Origin of the sequence: Peptoniphilus genitalis (genome assembly GCF_023614525.1) — a bacterium.
Taxonomy (GTDB): Bacteria; Bacillota; Clostridia; order Tissierellales; family Peptoniphilaceae; genus Peptoniphilus_A; species Peptoniphilus_A genitalis.
The window spans coordinates 1,858,151-1,876,260 of the sequence record NZ_CP097885.1 but is presented as its reverse complement, the minus strand read 5'-3'; the positions used below and the strand labels follow the sequence as shown (position 1 = coordinate 1,876,260).

The window sequence follows — 18,110 nt, the reverse complement described above, 5'->3', positions numbered from 1 at the left end:
TCCTATACCAAGTAGGAATGTAATAAATGCAGAAAGTCATATGCTGGCATTCTTTCCTATTAAATCATTTTGAAGTGTCTTAAAGCATCCATGATGGCTTCTTCTTTTTCAGGTGTACACTGTGGAATAATTTGTTTCTCTTTTTTAGACTTGTTGTAATGTTCTCGTAATTCTATTCCACATTTCCTTTTTATCTGTGCAATATATAATGTCGGAACTTTTAATTCAAATTTATTCCAAACATATTCTTTGATTTGAGCATATGTTGCATTACTTTCAGCACTTGTCAAATCAAGCTCATCGAGCTCAATTTCAATATTTATATGCTTATCGACATCTAGTTTGGACAAAAGTGCTACCGTCTCAACCCCTATGGTTATGGGGAACATATCCACGCTCGTAGATGGAAACATATCAAAGATTGGCTCTCGTTTGTAGGAACATATCGACTGTAATTATTTCATTTTCAAGCCTTTATCGATAGCTTCCTGAATAATCTTATGACAACAAACTCCCAACGGATTGTTTTCTTTACAATTAGAATTTTTCATTGCCCCAGTGATGGCATTTACTTCTTTTACGGATTTCGCGCCATGCTTTACAACTGCTTCAATTACCTGATTTTCTGTGACTTCGCTACAATAACAAGCATACTTAGGATCTGCATCTTTCTTAAACCAGATAGGAACTCTAACTTGGTCTTTCAAGAATTTTATTTCATTATCTAAGTTATAGTAAACAACGTCGCAGTCCTCGTTCATGCAAATCTTATATTGATCTCCGTTAACAGCATTACGATAATCATCTACCACTAGATGTTCAACAGTTACTTTACTAACGGAAATCCCTTCATTATTACATACAGGACAATTGTCTTTAATTTGATCCGGCTTTTCTGTTTTGCATCCACAACAACATTCATTATTAATCTTCATATTCTTAGCCTCCATATTTTCATTATAATTTCTTTTTTAAACTAGGTAAAACCAATTTCATATACTTGTCATTTATTAATAGCGTCAAACATTTTAGCTGGTGTTAATTTACTTAGCTCCCTGTTGTCAGCCAACGCACGTGTAGCTTTTTGGTGTATAAACACATCAGTGTCATGTTACCCATTGCTCGGCATTCTTCTAATGAACCCAAATACGTGGAATGGCAACCCTTTTTTAGACAATTTATAACCGAACATTATCAAGCTTGAAAGTTTCTTTAGATTATAAAATATATTCTCAGACAATCAAGGGTAAAAGCTTCGCCCAAATTTCGTTGAAATTTGCCCTTGACAGTCTGTTCATATATTTTATTTAATTTATGAAACTTCCAGAGCTTTTTATTCTGCTTTTCTATATTCTACTGGTGTTTTATATCCTAAAGATCCATGAATTCTTAGGTTATTATACCAATATACGTATTCTGCTAATTTTAGATTAAGTTCTTGGAAATTAGTAAAGTTCTCCTGATATATGAATTCTGTCTTCATTACTTTATTGACTGCTTCGCTTACTGCGTTATCATATGGGCTTCCTTTTTTACTTAGCGATCTTTTTATCCCAAATACCTTTAATATTTCTTCTATTTTTATATTTTTAAATTCTCTTCCTCTGTGAGTTGTGTCTTTTGAAAAGTCAATTTCAGATAATTCATCTTCCCCTATTTCTATATCTAAATGATGTTCTGTATTTAGTTTGGACAACAGAGCTACCGTCTCGCAGTGGCTTGACTGGTCAGTATGGATAAAATTTAATATTTCTCAAAAGCTTCGTATGTGGGGATATATCCATAAATACTAGAAACTATTAAGGTCTTAAAGCAGTAATCGGTATTACGTAAACATCATCATCTCTTTTATAAGTAAAAGGGGCTTTGGCGCATAATACCATCATAAATGATGGGTTGGACATGCTTTTTGTATCTATTTTAGATGCTAAATCTCTTAATATCTCTGCACCTTCCTCAATTAACTTATCTCCACCAAGTTTAATTTCAACTAGACCATAATCTCCCTTTCTTATATGAATCAATGCATCACATTTTAAATCCCACTTATCCCTATACCGACAGGCTCTTACATATAAACAGTTGTTATAATTACTTAAACTATTGCCCCTAAATCATAACCAGTTATTTGTTAGTAATTATTATTTTCTTAGTTTCGCCTTTAAAAAAGGATACTGATATATCCTTTCATCTCTATTTTCACCATATAAAGATCTTAAAACAAAATAATAAATCACAAAATCTAAAACTAAACTGGCACTTAAAAACTCATCTGTAGTTGTAAATCTATTTCTATTTCTTTGATTGTTTGCTCCATGAGTATAAAAATTTCTTGTATCTTTTAATCTTCGTGAGAAATTAAATATAAATTTAGTATCTTCTTTCCAATTAGGATCCATTTCAGAAAACACAACTTTAAGTTCATCTGGAAATCTTTCTAACACTGCTTCTAATTTTTCTCTCAACGTTATATTATTCTTTTTATTTTTATCTAGACATCTATTTACCTCTTCTTTAGTCGATTCTTCAAGTTCAGAACTATCCATAAAGTTTTTTATCTTTTCTCTTGCTTCATTAAATTTTAAATCCTTATCAGTTGATTTTTCTTGGCTTTGTAAGAAATTATCATAGTAGGTCTCCATCATTTTTATTTTATTTACTAGAATGGTTTCTATCTCCAAACTCGAATTCATGTTTTGATAGTATAAGTCGATGATGTACTGTAGCTTATCTTTCTCTTCAAACCACGTTTTAAGCAACTCTCCATAATCATCTTTAATATCACTTAGTCTTAAAGAATTTATTTTTAATTTCGGAGATTCTTTTAAAGCTTGTCTAAATATAAGTCTACCTTTATATTTAGGACTGTGAAACTTACATTCTCCATTTCCAAGATCCTCTATCCACCTTCTGTTCATTTTGTCTTCTAAATAAAATTCAAAATAAGTATATCTTCCAAAAATTTGTGTTAAAAAATCACTAAGTTTTAAAGTCCAATTTGCAATTTCCATAAATATTTCAATTGTTTCTGTTTTATAGTCTTTTGTATAAATTGATATGTATGATTCAGTTTTTACTTGTGCTCCCTGATGAATTACTTGATTTGCTTTAATATCCTTCTTCAAACTTATAATATATTTTCCATCCAAAATTTCAAATTTATTCTTATCAAAAAATTCATTATTATAATGTATCGTAACTGCCTTTGAATCGCTTGAATAATCAAAACTCGGTAAATCAATATTGTACCAATTATCTAAATAATCAATCCCAAAATTTACTTTAGTAGCTATAATTTTTTCTTCAATATTAAAATCAGTATATATTGGGTCTTTATCTAATATATAAGCTACATTCGCAAGATATTTCTCTACTACGTAACCCGGAGCACTGAAAGCGCTGTTAATAATAAAACATTTTTCTAAAATTACAAACAATCCTGAACTTAAATATCCATAAATACGATATATATTCTTATCATAATCAGATCCAAATCCATTAAAACAGCCATTAATGTCTAAAGTAATCCTTCCTTCTGATAATTCAAGTTTTCCTGGTATTGCCCCACCTGAAAAGGTAAAACTCTTCTTTTCGAATAAATCGCCTAAGTTAAATGCCCACATACCCTCAATACTGTAATTATTATCTAAATTGAAAGACTTAATATTTCCCATTTAACCCTCTCCTAATAAAAACAAGTTATTTTTTATAAATTGTTAATGGCTAATTTTACCGTAAACAAAAATAATAAAAAATTTAATCTTAGACTTCTCTTATATTTTCAAGAATAACTACCATCTCAACATGCCTTGAGTGGGCAAAAAAGATGTCGCACCCCACTGGTATCCCCTTGGCGGAAGCCCATATTTCTGAAACAGTCGCCTGGATAGGCTATTTTTCATTGATTTGGTGCCTGCTTTTGCGTTACAATCCAAGTAATTGTAAGCAATAAAGCCTTCAAAAGCATGTTGTCCTCTTGAAGGCTTTATTCGGTACAACTTTAAAATTGGTTTACTTATCTTTATCTTCCTCTCTAAGATACTTAACTAGCCCCGGATAATTGCTTATCCTTACAGTTCGGATCAATTAGAATTAGCCGAAAACGGCGGCGAAGAAACGAACCACCGAGAAGCACCGCCGCATTGCCGAGCTTGATACCCTCATTGAACGACTGTATGCGGACCGGAAAAGGCGCGGTTGACCGCCTTGCCCTCAAAGGCTTAGGGGCATATCAACTATATATTGGGGCCGAGTGCCGTTACTTTAACACCGCCGCTAGCCATGAGCTTATGCTTCCTTTAGGACACTGTCCCAACAGACACTTTTTAAAGTATGCTGCACTAATCCTTATTTTTCACAGCATAGCGCAATGACAGACAGCCATGTTCTGCATTCTCTGTTCCCTGCAATTCCAAATTAACTTTTTCAGATAACAGAAGGTTATCAAATAGTTGTTTTTCTTTATTACCTACAAAACATGGTGATATCACAAGACTGATTTCATCAATAAGTCCGTTTTCTAATAATTTGTTGGTTAATCCACCGCCACTGTCTGTCCGCATGTATTTACACCCATATTGCTCATGCAGGATCTGAAAGGCTTTTTCATAGTCCACATGATCATTTCCTGACACAATATATGGGTAATGCCTTTCCTCCAAATAATTCAAATATTCCTTCGGAGTGGCAGTTGATACCAGAATGACAATTTCCTTCAGATATCCAAGATTTCTTAAGCAATGAAGACTTCTCAAGATACCTCTGCTGTCAGGTATGACTCCTATTGGTCTGGGGTCCTCCGGGCTTGTTATGATTTTCTCAAAATCAGCCTCTGTTTCAGCAGGATATTTTTCAAATGCAGTAAAAACAGTATTGGACCCAAACAGCACCGCATCCGAATGAATTCCCCCGGCAACCTGGTAGTAAACTTCCGGATTATCAAAGCCTTTAATGCGGCCATCAAGGCTAATTTGTGTGTGCATAATTATCTTTGGTTTCATATTTTTCAATCCTCCTTTTTGATAGTAGAATATCATAATACACTGACAGCTGTATGTCAGCAGGGGATATGAAACCTTACAAAAAATACATAACAGACCAATCGCTTTCTCTAAATCAAGTTTAGGCAGTGATTCGTAATTTGTGCCAGGTGTTTACGGGTTATGCATTTTAATTCATCAGGTTGGACTATTTCAATGCCTGATCCATATTCAATCAGCTGCTTGCTCAATATCTCAAAGGAATCTGTCTGGAATTCGATTTCCATTTTACTTCCCAAATCGGTTTCTTCAAGGAAGCCGAGAGAATACCTGTTCTTGATAGAATTGTATGTCTCCCCTTTTTCAGCTCTAAGAATTACATTATATAGTTTTTTATATGAAAGCATTTGTTTTAATATTTGTTCCAAAGAGCCATCATGGCTTTGACAGAGCTCTTCTTCTATGCAAATGCTTTTAATCCGATCCACACGAAAATTCCTATATTCATTTCTTAGCCTGCAAAACCGATTAAGTACCAGTTCTGTTCATAAAACCCCAGTGATATAGGCTCTATCATTCTGCTTTCCGGTTCTTGCCCTCCTGATGCAGGATATTGAATTGATATTACCCTTTTATTGCAGATTGCAGTCTGAATTGCTGCAATAACGTTATCCGCCAATGTATTTTTCTGTCCAGATGTGCTGTACACGTTAATACTGTTCTCCAACTCCTGTGCATAGTTTTTTTCACCATGCTTCAAAATAGATTTGATTTTATACATAGCTGAATCAAAATCCTTTATAAATGATTCATCTCCATGGCAATTTAAAAATTTCCCTGCTGTAATCAATGCACCCACTCCCGCCGCTGTAAACATTACCGGCGGAAGTAGGAAGCCCTCTACAAGAAAATATCCTTTTCCGGCCTCAGATCCAATTGGTATTCCGGCTTCTTCAAGTGTCCGGATATCTCTGTAAACTGTCCTTAAGCTTATATTAAATCGCTGTGCAATTTCTTTGGCAGGAATTATTTTTTTTGATTGCAGCTGAATAAGAATAGAGGTTACTCTGTTAATCCTGTTCAAATTTTATTCCTCCTCTGTGACTTCCATAAAAAGTATATCCTATGCGTTCTTAAGCTAGCTGCTGTTAGTGCTTCTCATTGCACCCTGGTTATAAAAGCCATACTCACAAACCTCTTCACCAAAACTCTTTACATCTCTAATATAGAACTCTATCTAGCGAACTTTTAGAAAAGATATAAAACATCAGAGTATGGACAGTTGCGGATGTACTTCAGAAAAGATTAGATGTCTAAAAAGCTTGTAGTTAAAGCTTTTTAGACATCTAAATCTAGGTACTAAAACAATTCATCCAGTAAAATATAATATTTTATTTTCTCCCAATCAGGCTTGATCCCCAGTAAGTCAAAAAATAGCTCGACATACTGTTCTTCCCCGATATCCTCCCTGATCGATCGGACGCAGAAGGCAATGTCATACCACTTGTCCGCCCTGCCGCTTCTCCCAAGATCAATAAAGCCACTTACTTTGCCATCTTTCACAAAGATGTTGCTGTCTCCCAGGTCGCCGTGGGAAAAGACAAGTTCCTCTTCGGGCTTTTCCGTCTTTAAAAAATCATACAGCTCGCGCGGATCTTTAAATGGAGTGTCTTCTTCCCAGTTTTCGCAATCCACATCGGCCAGATCGTTATTCAGTAAGTAATCCAATTCGGCTAAGCGGCTGTCTAAGCTATTCGTATAGGGACAATCCGATATGTCGATGGAGTGAAAGAGCCTGATGCACTCCGCATACAGCTCGATAATCTTTTCAGGGCTTTGTTCATCTTCATACTCTTCCGAGCAAAGGACGCCATCGGCCTCACTCATGAGCAGATTGCTCCAGCCATCATGCCGTTCAAAGTGCAGGACCTTTGGAACAGGCAGCTTTCCTTCCAGCCATAGCATCATGTCCTTTTCCCGTTCCACATCATAGGTGGTCCCTTTATACCGGCTGTCCGTCATTTTTAAATATAGGTTTTCATTTTCTCCCACCAGCTTATATACCTTAGCAGGAGACATTCCTTCCGTATCTTTTACGCAGCGGTATTTTTCGATCAGTTTTTTCAATTCCGGTGATATTCTCATTTTAGCCATTTATTATTTCCTTCCTCTTTTCTACAGTATTTAAAGATACCCCAAGAAGCTAATTATAACAAGACGAACTCCAATTCACTGTTCCTTGCATTCTAAAACCTTAAATACCAGAAAACAGCTTTTTCAAAGTTGTTTTCAAAGTTGGCGTATAACATAGTATCGACGGAGCCGATTTTGAAACCACAATTATGATAGAATTTACAAGCTATAAGGTTATTGTCCTGGGTTTCAAGCATTAGTCCATGCAAGTTTTTATGCTTTGCCCATTCTATAGATATATTGATAAGCGCGCTGCCTATGCCTTGCCCCCTGAAATCCTTACATACGGCGATATCTTCTATATAAGCGTACCGGTTCCAATTTTTTCGCAGTTTAACTTTTCCGACGCATTTATCGTCTTGGTAGTAAAGATATATTATCTTATCAGTATTGTCAATATATTCAAGGCAATCTGCCTCCTCATCCTCTTCATCCTCTTCGTCTTGGTAGCTTTTTAAATATGGCGCTTCATAGAGTAATTCTGTAAAGGTCCAATTCTCGTTTTCATACCTCGGTATAATCTTACCTATCACCTCAAATGGTTCGCTGGGTTTATCGATATCTTTCAGGTGCCCTGCTTTCATTTCTGTAATCACTGTTCCCGCCTCTCTTCTATATCAGCGGCATATGTGCTATCCAGGCAGCCGGTTTTACCAGTGTATTTTTTATACATGTCCCTGGTATATTTTGTTATATTCCTATCATACTCCGGATAGGCATAATGAAGCCTTTCCGCCACCTCACCGGATACCGCCCTGAACAATTGATGGCATAGAAATAATGCTTCCCATATGTTTTCATAGGAATCCATCCGGTAGGTGGACAAAAGTTTCTCCCACAAATCCTCGGATATATACCTTTCAATAAACTTATAGTTCTTGCCTACACTTAATTTAAAGCCTGTTTCGATGCCGACCTTCCATGATATCATTCTCAGCAGCTCATGGCGAACAATCTGATTAAAATGATCAATAGCAAATAAAATTTCCTTACGGCACAATCCTTTAATAACATAAGGTGTTACATTCCAAAATTCATTGCAGCAATCATCATACTCCCTTGCGCTTGGCTTTCTTACATGATAATCTATATCAGTCGGAACTATGTCCCTTTTAATTCTACAATCTTTATCAATTAGAACCTTTATTAATTTATCGCCCTTTAGGTAATTATCTAACTCTTCCAAGGGCAATAAGGTAAGATCAATTTTATTGTAATCATCAAATAGCATAAGATAGGAAAATCCCTTTTCTTCAGGTGGGAATAATTCCATATCCTCCGGCTTTTGCATCATTATTATATTCCCAAATTGATTAAGCCAGTCATCATTAGATATAAACGGTTCTATATCACTTACAAAATATGTAATATCATAATCCTGAAATTCATCTTTAGGTATATTAATATTTGCGCGTGACCCCTCAAGGGTCACAATTCGAATACGTTCATCCTGTTCTGCTAAAGAAAGTACTAAATCCATCATTTCTTTTTCTGATCTCATTTACATACTCCTCGTTTATTTTTTCTATATTATTACATCTTCTTTTTTGCCGATACAATCAGCATCATTGGGCGTCGCATTTCATCCGCCATCCCCGGAATATCCATCATGTTCTCTGGCGGCTGTGGCTCCACAATCTGATTTATTATAAAACTATTTGAAAGCAGTGTATTTAGATATGTGGTCAGTGTTCTATGATATTTTGTAACCTTTTCTTCCAAAAACATAGCTGTCCGTTTGCCCTCATAATAATAATTGTCCACCGGGAAATGCAGTATTTCTCCTTTTTCGTTATAATACCAGTCTTGTGTTCCATGAGCAGTAAAAACAGGATGTTCAACTGTAAAAACTAAATTGCCACCAGCCTTCAGCATCCTATATATCTTTTTTATTAAATTCTCATAGTCTGCTACATAATGAAACGCAAGCGAACTTAGTATTACATCAAAGCTCTCCTCTGGGAAATCCACATCTTCTATAGCACAACATCTATATTCAATCTGTGAGAAATGCGTTTTCTCTTTTGCTACTTTGAGCATTTTATGAGAAATATCAACACCTACAACAGAAGACGCTCCGTGTTCCATCGCATAAATACAATGCCATCCATAGCCGCATCCTAAATCAAGCACAAGCTTATCTTTAAAATCCGGCAGCAGCTTTCTCAATGTTTCCCATTCTCCTGCACCGGCTAGTCCCTGCTGTGATCGACTCATTTGACTGTATTTTTGAAAAAATATATTATCATCATATTTGTTTTCTTTCATCTGAATTCCCCTCGTTTAAAAAGTTATTCATCTCCGTTGCAATTTTTTTCACTTCTTTATAAAGCTTCTCGGTCAGATCGTAGCATTCAAAAAGTGAAAGACCGAGTACTTCAAAAATATGATTAACCCTTTCAGCATATTTTTCAGGTTTATATTCAAAGGTTTCAATCAGTTTTATAGCTTTCTTTTCGTTAATGCAATAAGCATTATTACATGCAAATAGTACTTGATTTAAGCATGAAATAATACGAAAAACATGGCCTGCAATATAATATTTATCCTCTGCTCCCGCATTTGCTTTTACAAACATTAAAGAGAACTCTGCTTCAAATATAAAAAAGTTTATCAAGTTCTTCTTTAGAGCACCAGGGTAAATTTCTGCCTGATTTTTTAATTCGCATAAGCTTTCATTCTTAGTATATAGTATCTTGCTGATCGCCAATTCTCCACGATACATAGCACTTATATATCCATGGGGATGCCCCGTCTGATAATTAGTAGTAACAATTCCTTGCTCCGTATCTTTGATTATTTGTTCCACCCGTTTTATATCACGTAAAATCAAGTCAACATGATACCCATTTATAACTAACCATCCGCCGCCATTAATCCAATCACCCCACGCTCCGGGAGGTACAACAAGGTTATTTCTATTCTCATCATCCAACTCTGTAGCAATTTGATTAATCGCTGTAATGTCAAATGATTCTGATTTGTAATAGATTCCGATATCTATATCAGAATCCTCTGTATGTGTGCCTCTTGCACGAGAACCCCCTAATACAATGCCTTCTATATAAGGCAAAGAGGATAATTTGTCTGTCACTGATTGAATAATATTATCTATCATACTGAATCTCTCCTTTCAATATCAAAAGCTATATCTCATGTTGAGAAACACTTTTTTTGCCATATGTTCCTTATGCTTTACGTATATTTATATGGAAAGGAAAGGGGGCCTTCGGAATTCATCTTGAAGGCCTTATTTTCCCTGATTAGTGATCTAAACTACTTAGTGCTTAGATAAAATCCATAATCTTTTTCACTGCCCTACTTACCATCTGTCAAATAAGAAAAGTAAAATAATTATCAGACCATGAATATACAACAAAACAATCATAATATTTCTTTTATAACGTAATGATACAGATTAATGTATTAATTTAAAAGAGCAGCCGTTAAATTGAAGTCAATATCTGTTCTATCCACTCCCTAATTGATTATTGCTACTGTTTACTCAATCTGGTTGTTTTTCTGACACTCTCGATCTGTTCTCACAAACAAAGAAACACACATTTCTCCGAGTTGATAAAATAGATGTTTCTTCTTAAAACATTGCTATATCATTATTTTCTTGACATCAAACATACCGTCTCAGCAGGCGATTTCTGCCAATCGAAGCTCCCTATTCGGTCGCTTCTCTTGGGAAATCTTTGCATGAGACCTGCCTCTACTTTTCAGCGTCGCTTCGCTCCTTGACAAGTAGGGCTAGGGCTTCAACATGGTTCGCATTGTTAAGAGGCGTGTCGGGTGCTGTTAGTTATATTGTATATTTACTTTTTATCCTTGTCAATTTCAACCTCAAGTCCAGATTTAAACACTACTTTTAAATTTTCTTCATAAATTACTATCTTATCTATAAGTTTCCTCACCAATTCTTCATCATAACTTTCTATTTCTAATTCTTGATTGTCTAAAAACTCTTCTAATTCCTTTAGCCTGCTTTGTTCATTCTTCTCTTCCGCCATTTCAAGGAGTATCTTTTCTTTTTCATTTCTTAACTCTTCCACCCTTTCTACAAGGTCTGTGTAATCTTTCTTGGCATTAGCTACTTTTAAAAGCTCTTCTTGCACTTTCAACATTTCTTTATCTATTTCTTCTATCTGGCTAGTTCCATCACCTGTGATGACTTTTTCTATATTCTCTTTTATTATTTCTTTTAATTCACTGCTTTCAGATATAAGTTGATTAATGGCTTCTACAACTGCCTCTTGTAGGTCGTCTTCTTTAATAGTTCTCGCATGGCAGGCATCTGGTCCATGGGTTACTCTTGTGCAGCACCTCCAAACGGTGTACTTTTTCCCTCTGTTATTCCATGCTATTCTCCTGTAAATATCGCCGCATTTTGAGCAGTAGACAATACTTGAAAGGGCATATTTGCTGGAATAAATTCTTCTTTTTCCTTTGCCACTTACCATATTAGCTCGTCTATCCATTTCTTCTTGGACTCGCATGAAGATTTCTTTTGGTATGATGGCTTCATGGCTATTTTCTACATAATATTGAGGTGCAATTCCATCATTTTTTACTCTCTTCTTATTCAGGAAATCCACTGTATAAGTCTTTTGTAAGAGGGCATCCCCCATGTATTTCTCATTAGTTAATATTTGATTGAGGTTCGATACATGCCACTTCTTATTTCCTGCTCCATTTACTATCTTGTCTTTCTCTAGTCCTTCCTTTATATCTCGTAGGCTTGCTCCTTCTAAATATTCTCTGTAGATCCTTTTTATAATTTTTGCTTCTTCAGGAACAATGACAAGTTTTCCTTCTTCGTCTTTTGTATAGCCTAAAAACCTATTATGGTTTACTTGGACTTGACCTTGTTGAAACCTATATTGAACGCCTAACTTTACATTTTGAGATAAGGACTGACTTTCCTGTTGAGCAAGAGATGCCATAATGGTAAGGAGGACTTCTCCCTTGGCGTCCATGGTGTTGATGTTTTCTTTTTCAAAATAGACTGGGATGTTGTTTTCTTTTAGTTTACGAATATACTTTAAACAGTCTAGTGTGTTTCTGGCAAATCTCGATATGGACTTTGTAATGATGTAGTCGATATTTCCTTCCATGGCTTCTTCAATCATTTTATTAAAGCCAGCTCTTTTCTTGGTATATGTTCCACTGATTCCTTCATCAGAAAAAACTCCCGCAAATTCCCAATCTGGATTTTTCTTTATATAATTTGTGTAGTGGTCTACTTGAGTGTCATAAGAAGTTGCTTGTTCATCGCTATCTGTTGATACCCTCGCATAAGCTGCCACTCTCAGTTTCTTCTTTTCTGATTCCTTGATGGAATTTCCTTTTTTCTTCTTCGCTGGTATTACTATGACCTTGCTATTCATCATCTATCACCTTGATTAACCTATACTTATAACTCGCTCGTTCAAAGGGATCTAGTGGTAGAACTTCTTCACTTTTGTATCTAAACTTGCATGGAACTCTAATGATCTCTTCTTCCTTTTCCCAAACTCGTCCCATGGCCACTGCCCTTTCTTTTAACATTTGACCTGCTTTTTCAAAGCTTTCTCTATCTATTATCTTGGGATAGATTTCATTTCCTAAATACTTTTTATTGGTAAGGATTCTTTTTACACTGGAGCTGTTTTTCTTCACGCCTGCAAGGTCTGCTGACTTTATAAGGGCATTGCCAGCAAGGTAGTTTTTAAAGATTTTTCTTATATTCTCCGCTTCTTTTTCTTGAATTTCTAATCTTCCGTCTCTTATGGTATAGCCATAACATAACCTAGACATTATTTTTCACTTCCTCTCTAAGTACAAGTCCACACTTTAAATGAAAATCAAGGGTCTCTCTATTAACAACTTGAATGTGGTCAATGATTTCTTCAAACAAGTCATCTTCAAAGTGATCTATCATTTCACTTTTTCCTAAGATTCCTATTAATTTTTCAAGTTCTCTTATTTCTTCATCATTTCCAAGGATGGCTTTTTTAATTCTTTCCTTTTCCCTGAGTAGATAACTTTCTTCACTAGAAATTTCACTGCTTTCTTTTGCGTAAACACTTGCATCTAAAACTCCCGAAGTTATTAGTTTGCTTAGAACCTCTTTTCTTTCCTTTAGTTTTTCTAGTCTTTCTTCAATTCCATTTATCTTCTCGACTTCTTCCTTGCTGTCCACTCTCTTTAAGGATTCTAAGAGTGGTGTAAGGATACTATCTTTTCCAAAGACTAGCTTGTTTACTAAAGTCGCAAATGCCAGTTTTATGTCCTTGTCTTTAATAAACTTCATATAACATTTATTAATATCTTTAAGGTGTTCACTGCAAGTCCAAGCTATATATTTTTCTTTGCCATTATAGTGATGTCTTCTTTTAAAGCTTGAACCACACTCGCCACACTTTATTTTCCCCGATAGGCTATATCTATTTTGGTATCTTTTAGTGTTTTCTCCATTTCCTTTTGCTATAGCCCTTATCCTTATTAGGTCTTGAACTTTCTCAAAGTCCTCTCTACTTACAATGGCTTCATGGTTGTCTATTATCTTATACTGGTCTTCTTCTCCCTTATTCTTGTGTCTATTATAATTTTCATCTGTATAGGTCTTTTGGTAGATGACATCGCCTATATATTTTTCATTTTTTAAGATTCCGTTTATAGTCGATCCATGCCATTTTGCTCCTTTTTGTCCTTTAATCTTTCTTTTATTTAAGTCTTCTGCAATTTTATGTGTTCCCTTACCTGAAAGATACTGTTCAAATATTTCTTTTATGATTTTTCCTTCTTCTTCATTCACTACCATCTTTCCGTCTATATTCTCATAGCCATAGGGTGGACTTGATATGATAAAGGTTCCATTTTGAAATCTTTTCTTTATGGACCATTTGTTATTTTCTGATATCGACCTGGACTCACTTTCTGCAAGGGATGAAAGTATGGATAACATCAACTCGCTTTCCATGGTTCTTGTATCAATGTTTTCTTTTTCAAAATAGATACCAATGTTTAAATCGAGAAGTCTCCTTACGATTTCCAAACAATCTGTCGTGTTTCTTGCAAGCCTTGAGATTGATTTGGTTAGGATAAAATCTATTTTTCCGTCTTCACAGTCTTTTAGCATTTTTAGAAGACCGTCTCTACATTCTTTCTTTGTTCCAGTGATGCCTTCGTCAAAGTATAGGCCTGCAAAAGTATATGAATTGTTCTCTGCTATCATCTTTTCGTAGTGTGCCTTTTGTGTTTTAAGACTCACCAGTTGAGCTTCCTCATCTGTCGATACTCTTACATAGGCAGCAACTCTAAATATAGATTCTTCTTTTTGATTTGCTTCTATTTTTGTTATCTTTTTCATCGTCTCACCTCTCTTTCTCTAAGTGCTATATTCCCGTACAAGTAAGTATTTATCAAGTCTTATATCATTAATTCTGAAAGAATAGGTTTGAACTTTTTTATGTTTTCTCTCCTAATTTTCCTATATTCTTCAAGGCTAATTTCATCTAAAAGAAATAGGTCTTGAATGAATTTATCCGATAGATAGAAATTAAGCTCTGCCTTTAAATCCCTTTCAGTGTATTCAGTTTTTATAATTTCTTGTCTACCTTCAAACTTTTCTACTCTCATACTCCACCTCCTATATCACAGGCAAAGAAATCAGGTCTATCTTTAACCCTAAATTTCTTTCCTCTATATTCCTTAGGACAAAGGGAGTAGTTTTGAGTAAAGTTTATAATTTCTAATATATGTAAAGAGAAATATGGCGTTAGAAATGTAGGCATAAAAAAAGGTTATAATTTTGAAAAATTACAACCTTTTGTCCAATGCTAGTTATTTAATTATAGAGAGTATATTTCTTTAACCCTATCAGCTAAGAACTTTACTCTTCCTTCAGAGATTATTTCTTTAAAACTCTCGTTATTTGCAATTGTTTCTAAATAAAAGTTAACAATCATATCGTCACTTCTGTTTGGATTTGTAGATAATAATAAATTTTCATCAAGCCATTCATCTATTTGATTAAAATACTCATCACCTCTTATCTTAAAAGATTTTTCCTTGCTCTCTATTAGTAGGTTGAGTAATTTTTCTACATATTGACTAGCGATTTTTGGGTTATTATCTTTAATATAATGAGTTGCCAAGGATAAATAAAAGTTTAAAACTATAGAAATATTTATTTCAATAAGATTAAAAGTTTCTATTAAATCCTCCACTCTTTCCAAGGTTTCGACCCAATCCTCATTATGCAAACTGCTTTTCATCATAAGAAGAGTGATTAAATCAATTACGTTCTTATAAATCATTACTTGAAGTTTTTGATCTACTTCATTTTCTTTCTTCATTTTTAGATAAGCTGAAGCCACCAAACAATCTTTAGATATAGATAGCATGTCAGAAGATGGTAAAATATTTAATGCTTCTTCTGATTTTCCTAAACTAATTAAACAGGCTGCCCTCAAGCTCAATGATTGTTCTTTTAATATAGGATTTTTAGAATGCTCGCATACCCTATTTAGTATATTATTTGCGTATTCTAGATATTCCTCTTTTTTTACATCATCAGTTGCTAAATCACAATGGTTCAAAATAAACAAAGCCATGTAATATAGTAGTTCAAAGCAAGAATAGTATTGTTTTATTTTGATTTTTATATCTTCTACGATACTATCCATATCTGTATCAGTGACACGATTCTCTAAGTCTATATAAAATTTTTGAATTTGAGTTGAAGATAAATCTGGGTCATATCCTATTAATTCATCCACACTTATATTGAAAAAAGTGGCAAGTTTTGGTAGAAGTAAAATATCTGGATGGCTTTGACCTGTCTCCCATTTTGATACGGACGCTTTTGTTACCATCATAAATTCTGCTAATTCTTCCTGAGTTATACCTCTTTCTTTTCGCTTCTGAAGAATATTTTCTCCAATTTTTAGCATTCTATTTTACCTCCTAACTGATTTGTTTTTTGTTTATTATAGCAATTGAAATTACGATACACAGTATAAGCAAAATACTTCCTGTAATAATCGGTACATAATAGTCATCATATCCTATTCCTTTAATAAGGTTCACAGGCTTTCCTATTAATGCGATAGGCATATATTTAACAATTTCATCTCGAATAGATAATATAAGTTGAATCACAATCCCAACGGTCGTTAATATTAATGTGCCTATAACATTTCCTGAAATCACCCCAGCTAATATCTCTAATGATATTAAAAATAAACCAAATATAAAGGGAAGTAAGGCTGCCATAAGTATATTTCTTATAGGAAATGAAATCCCGAAAAAGTATTTTGTATAGAAATAAGTGAGTATAAATGAGCAAAAGTAAGCCAAAAACCACAAAATGAAATTGTAAAAAATCTTCGATAGCACTACTTGATACCTTGGCAGTCCCTTAGATAACAAATTAATCAAGGTTCCCTTTTGGAATTCATTTGCCATTTGTGTACTTAAGATAATGGCTAATCCAAACATACCTATTTGACTAATGTTTTTAAAGAATTGTGTCCAAGAATCTATTTCTGATGGTGGTGCTACGTTAATATCTATATTTCCTGTAGCTATGGATTGAAGTATCAGGGGAGTTAATTTCGCTGTCAAAGGACTTATCAACCCTATAAACAAGAACAGGATAAGGGTAGAAGTCGTTTTTTTAGTCCTTGCACCTTCAATAGCTTCTTTCTTTAATAGAGATAAAAATATCCTCATGTTTTCGTCACCTCCATAAAAATATTTTCTAATGTAGGTTCTTCTATTTTTATTTCTAGAGGAAATATGTTTAGCTTATATAGCTCATATAAAATATCAATATCTTTTATTTTATTGTCTTCGTCTGTAAGGTATAAAATATCTCCTTTTTCATTCGTTACAAGATTTGAAAATTTATCTAGTGACTTAAATACCTTTAGCTCTTTGTTCGACTTAAACCTTATTTTAATTGTATTTTTTCTCTTTATATTTTTTAGCTCATCTATCGAACCTTCTAGTACATTTTTTCCTTTATCAAGCACCACAACATGATCGCAGATTGCTTCAACATCCGATAAAATATGTGTGGAAAAAATAACGGTTGTAGAGTCTTTTATTTTTAATATAATGTCTAATATCTCTTTTCTTCCAAGTGGATCAAGGGCGGAAGTTGGTTCATCACATATTAATAATTTGGGACTATTTAACAAGGCTTGGGCAATACCCAAGCGCTGTCTCATACCTCTAGAATATCCACTAATTCTTTTATTGACATCTCTTAATCCCACCAATTCTAAAAGTTCTTCGCTCTTGTTTTTAATTTCATTTTTGCTAAGACCAGTTATAGCCCCACATAGATTCAGATATTCCTTTGCTGTCATATAACCGTAAAATTCAGGAACATCTGGAAGATACCCTATAAATCGATTGGTTTTTGACTGACCAAAGCTAACTTTTTCTCCAAATACTTCAATTGAGCCTTCATCAATTTTCAAAAATCCTAAAATCATTTTCATTGTCGTAGTTTTTCCAGCACCATTTTTGCCTAAAAAACCAAAGATTGTGTTTTCAGGAATTGACATGGATAATCCATTAATAATCGTATTTTTACCAAAAGATTTATGAAGGCTTTCAATTTTAAGTGCTTCCATTATTCTTCCTCCCTACCTATTGTTAAGTATAGGATAGGTCCAATAATTTGAATAAAAACAACTATTAAAATCCACATTGTTCTACTGCCAAATTTATATCTATTGTGTTTTAAAACATGTCTTAAGGAATAAATCATAAGTCCAATTTCTAAAATAATAATAGGTATAAGTATCGGCAAATATTCTCTAATAATATCCATTTTAAGCCCTCCTTTATTTGTATATATCTTACCATTTTATTAAATCAACTTTCAAGAAACTATTAGTAAACTTATCCTATTTTTATCAACTTTCAAGAAACTAT

The 18,110-nt window shown here is 34.1% G+C and carries 19 protein-coding genes and 2 pseudogenes; all 21 read right to left on the bottom strand.

Annotated features, from left to right (window positions below):
* Positions 1-59 precede the first annotated feature (59 nt).
* Positions 60-392: pseudogene (locus M9426_RS09045) on the bottom strand (23S rRNA (uracil(1939)-C(5))-methyltransferase RlmD); the annotation flags it as partial.
* 63 nt (positions 393-455) lie between these two features.
* The gene (locus M9426_RS09040) at positions 456-935 is read right to left on the bottom strand and encodes a Csac_0668 family 2Fe-2S cluster-binding (seleno)protein (RefSeq protein WP_000700631.1); all 480 of its coding nucleotides are present in this window, start codon (positions 933-935) and stop codon (positions 456-458) included.
* 398 nt (positions 936-1,333) lie between these two features.
* Positions 1,334-1,606: pseudogene (locus M9426_RS09035) on the bottom strand (transposase); the annotation flags it as partial.
* Positions 1,607-1,799: 193 nt separating this feature from the next.
* Positions 1,800-2,024, bottom strand: coding sequence for a hypothetical protein (locus M9426_RS09030; protein ID WP_250342021.1), 225 nt, complete (start codon positions 2,022-2,024; stop codon positions 1,800-1,802).
* A gap of 117 nt (positions 2,025-2,141) precedes the next feature.
* A complete protein-coding gene (locus M9426_RS09025; protein WP_250342020.1) occupies positions 2,142-3,674 on the bottom strand; it encodes a HEPN domain-containing protein in 1,533 nt (510 codons plus the stop codon).
* Positions 3,675-4,340: 666 nt separating this feature from the next.
* Entirely contained in the window at positions 4,341-5,000 is a 660-nt protein-coding gene (locus M9426_RS09020) for a dihydrofolate reductase family protein (protein WP_000802831.1), read from the bottom strand.
* A 110-nt stretch (positions 5,001-5,110) separates the two neighbouring features.
* Positions 5,111-5,467: a WYL domain-containing protein gene (locus M9426_RS09375; RefSeq protein WP_000374054.1), complete on the bottom strand. Its 357-nt coding sequence runs from the start codon at positions 5,465-5,467 to the stop codon at positions 5,111-5,113.
* Between the two features lie 23 nt (positions 5,468-5,490).
* On the bottom strand, positions 5,491-6,063 hold the full coding sequence (locus M9426_RS09370) for a helix-turn-helix transcriptional regulator (protein WP_494337126.1): 573 nt from the start codon (positions 6,061-6,063) through the stop codon (positions 5,491-5,493).
* Positions 6,064-6,338: 275 nt separating this feature from the next.
* Positions 6,339-7,133, bottom strand: a complete 795-nt coding sequence (gene aph(3')-IIIa, locus M9426_RS09005; protein WP_001096887.1) for an aminoglycoside O-phosphotransferase APH(3')-IIIa — start codon at positions 7,131-7,133, stop codon at positions 6,339-6,341.
* 92 nt (positions 7,134-7,225) lie between these two features.
* Positions 7,226-7,768, bottom strand: a complete 543-nt coding sequence (sat4, locus tag M9426_RS09000) for a streptothricin N-acetyltransferase Sat4 (protein ID WP_000627290.1) — start codon at positions 7,766-7,768, stop codon at positions 7,226-7,228.
* Positions 7,765-8,673, bottom strand: a complete 909-nt coding sequence (locus tag M9426_RS08995) for an aminoglycoside nucleotidyltransferase ANT(6)-Ia (protein ID WP_001255866.1) — start codon at positions 8,671-8,673, stop codon at positions 7,765-7,767. The genes sat4 and M9426_RS08995 overlap by 4 nt, the downstream gene beginning before the upstream one ends.
* Before the next feature lie 32 nt (positions 8,674-8,705).
* Complete coding sequence (locus tag M9426_RS08990) at positions 8,706-9,440, bottom strand: class I SAM-dependent methyltransferase (protein ID WP_019131792.1); 735 nt, start codon at positions 9,438-9,440, stop codon at positions 8,706-8,708.
* Complete coding sequence (locus M9426_RS08985) at positions 9,421-10,290, bottom strand: nucleotidyltransferase domain-containing protein (RefSeq protein ID WP_019131793.1); 870 nt, start codon at positions 10,288-10,290, stop codon at positions 9,421-9,423. Before M9426_RS08985 ends, M9426_RS08990 begins: the two co-directional genes overlap by 20 nt.
* Before the next feature lie 703 nt (positions 10,291-10,993).
* Entirely contained in the window at positions 10,994-12,565 is a 1,572-nt protein-coding gene (locus M9426_RS08980) for a recombinase family protein (protein WP_065735315.1), read from the bottom strand.
* On the bottom strand, positions 12,558-12,974 hold the full coding sequence (locus M9426_RS08975) for a recombinase family protein (protein ID WP_019131795.1): 417 nt from the start codon (positions 12,972-12,974) through the stop codon (positions 12,558-12,560). Before M9426_RS08975 ends, M9426_RS08980 begins: the two co-directional genes overlap by 8 nt.
* Positions 12,967-14,529, bottom strand: coding sequence for a recombinase family protein (locus M9426_RS08970; protein ID WP_250342019.1), 1,563 nt, complete (start codon positions 14,527-14,529; stop codon positions 12,967-12,969). The genes M9426_RS08975 and M9426_RS08970 overlap by 8 nt, the downstream gene beginning before the upstream one ends.
* Positions 14,530-14,588: 59 nt before the next feature.
* Complete coding sequence (locus tag M9426_RS08965) at positions 14,589-14,798, bottom strand: SHOCT domain-containing protein (RefSeq protein ID WP_065735313.1); 210 nt, start codon at positions 14,796-14,798, stop codon at positions 14,589-14,591.
* A 212-nt stretch (positions 14,799-15,010) separates the two neighbouring features.
* The gene (locus M9426_RS08960; protein ID WP_065735312.1) at positions 15,011-16,114 is read right to left on the bottom strand and encodes a helix-turn-helix domain-containing protein; all 1,104 of its coding nucleotides are present in this window, start codon (positions 16,112-16,114) and stop codon (positions 15,011-15,013) included.
* A gap of 13 nt (positions 16,115-16,127) precedes the next feature.
* A complete protein-coding gene (locus M9426_RS08955; RefSeq protein WP_065735311.1) occupies positions 16,128-16,895 on the bottom strand; it encodes an ABC transporter permease in 768 nt (255 codons plus the stop codon).
* On the bottom strand, positions 16,892-17,806 hold the full coding sequence (locus tag M9426_RS08950; protein ID WP_065735310.1) for an ABC transporter ATP-binding protein: 915 nt from the start codon (positions 17,804-17,806) through the stop codon (positions 16,892-16,894). The genes M9426_RS08955 and M9426_RS08950 overlap by 4 nt, the downstream gene beginning before the upstream one ends.
* Positions 17,806-18,006, bottom strand: coding sequence for a PLD nuclease N-terminal domain-containing protein (locus M9426_RS08945; protein WP_065735309.1), 201 nt, complete (start codon positions 18,004-18,006; stop codon positions 17,806-17,808). Before M9426_RS08945 ends, M9426_RS08950 begins: the two co-directional genes overlap by 1 nt.
* Positions 18,007-18,110: the final 104 nt, after the last annotated feature.

Coding starts and splice junctions, on each gene's coding strand:
- M9426_RS09040 (WP_000700631.1), bottom strand. CDS start 935: ATGAAGATTAATAATGAATGTTGTTGTGGATGCAAAACAGAAAAGCCG.
- M9426_RS09025 (WP_250342020.1), bottom strand. CDS start 3,674: ATGGGAAATATTAAGTCTTTCAATTTAGATAATAATTACAGTATTGAG.
- M9426_RS09020 (WP_000802831.1), bottom strand. CDS start 5,000: ATGAAACCAAAGATAATTATGCACACACAAATTAGCCTTGATGGCCGC.
- M9426_RS08995 (WP_001255866.1), bottom strand. CDS start 8,673: ATGAGATCAGAAAAAGAAATGATGGATTTAGTACTTTCTTTAGCAGAA.
- M9426_RS08990 (WP_019131792.1), bottom strand. CDS start 9,440: ATGAAAGAAAACAAATATGATGATAATATATTTTTTCAAAAATACAGT.
- M9426_RS08985 (WP_019131793.1), bottom strand. CDS start 10,290: ATGATAGATAATATTATTCAATCAGTGACAGACAAATTATCCTCTTTG.
- M9426_RS08980 (WP_065735315.1), bottom strand. CDS start 12,565: ATGAATAGCAAGGTCATAGTAATACCAGCGAAGAAGAAAAAAGGAAAT.
- M9426_RS08975 (WP_019131795.1), bottom strand. CDS start 12,974: ATGTCTAGGTTATGTTATGGCTATACCATAAGAGACGGAAGATTAGAA.
- M9426_RS08970 (WP_250342019.1), bottom strand. CDS start 14,529: ATGAAAAAGATAACAAAAATAGAAGCAAATCAAAAAGAAGAATCTATA.
- M9426_RS08965 (WP_065735313.1), bottom strand. CDS start 14,798: ATGAGAGTAGAAAAGTTTGAAGGTAGACAAGAAATTATAAAAACTGAA.
- M9426_RS08960 (WP_065735312.1), bottom strand. CDS start 16,114: ATGCTAAAAATTGGAGAAAATATTCTTCAGAAGCGAAAAGAAAGAGGT.
- M9426_RS08955 (WP_065735311.1), bottom strand. CDS start 16,895: ATGAGGATATTTTTATCTCTATTAAAGAAAGAAGCTATTGAAGGTGCA.
- M9426_RS08950 (WP_065735310.1), bottom strand. CDS start 17,806: ATGGAAGCACTTAAAATTGAAAGCCTTCATAAATCTTTTGGTAAAAAT.
- M9426_RS08945 (WP_065735309.1), bottom strand. CDS start 18,006: ATGGATATTATTAGAGAATATTTGCCGATACTTATACCTATTATTATT.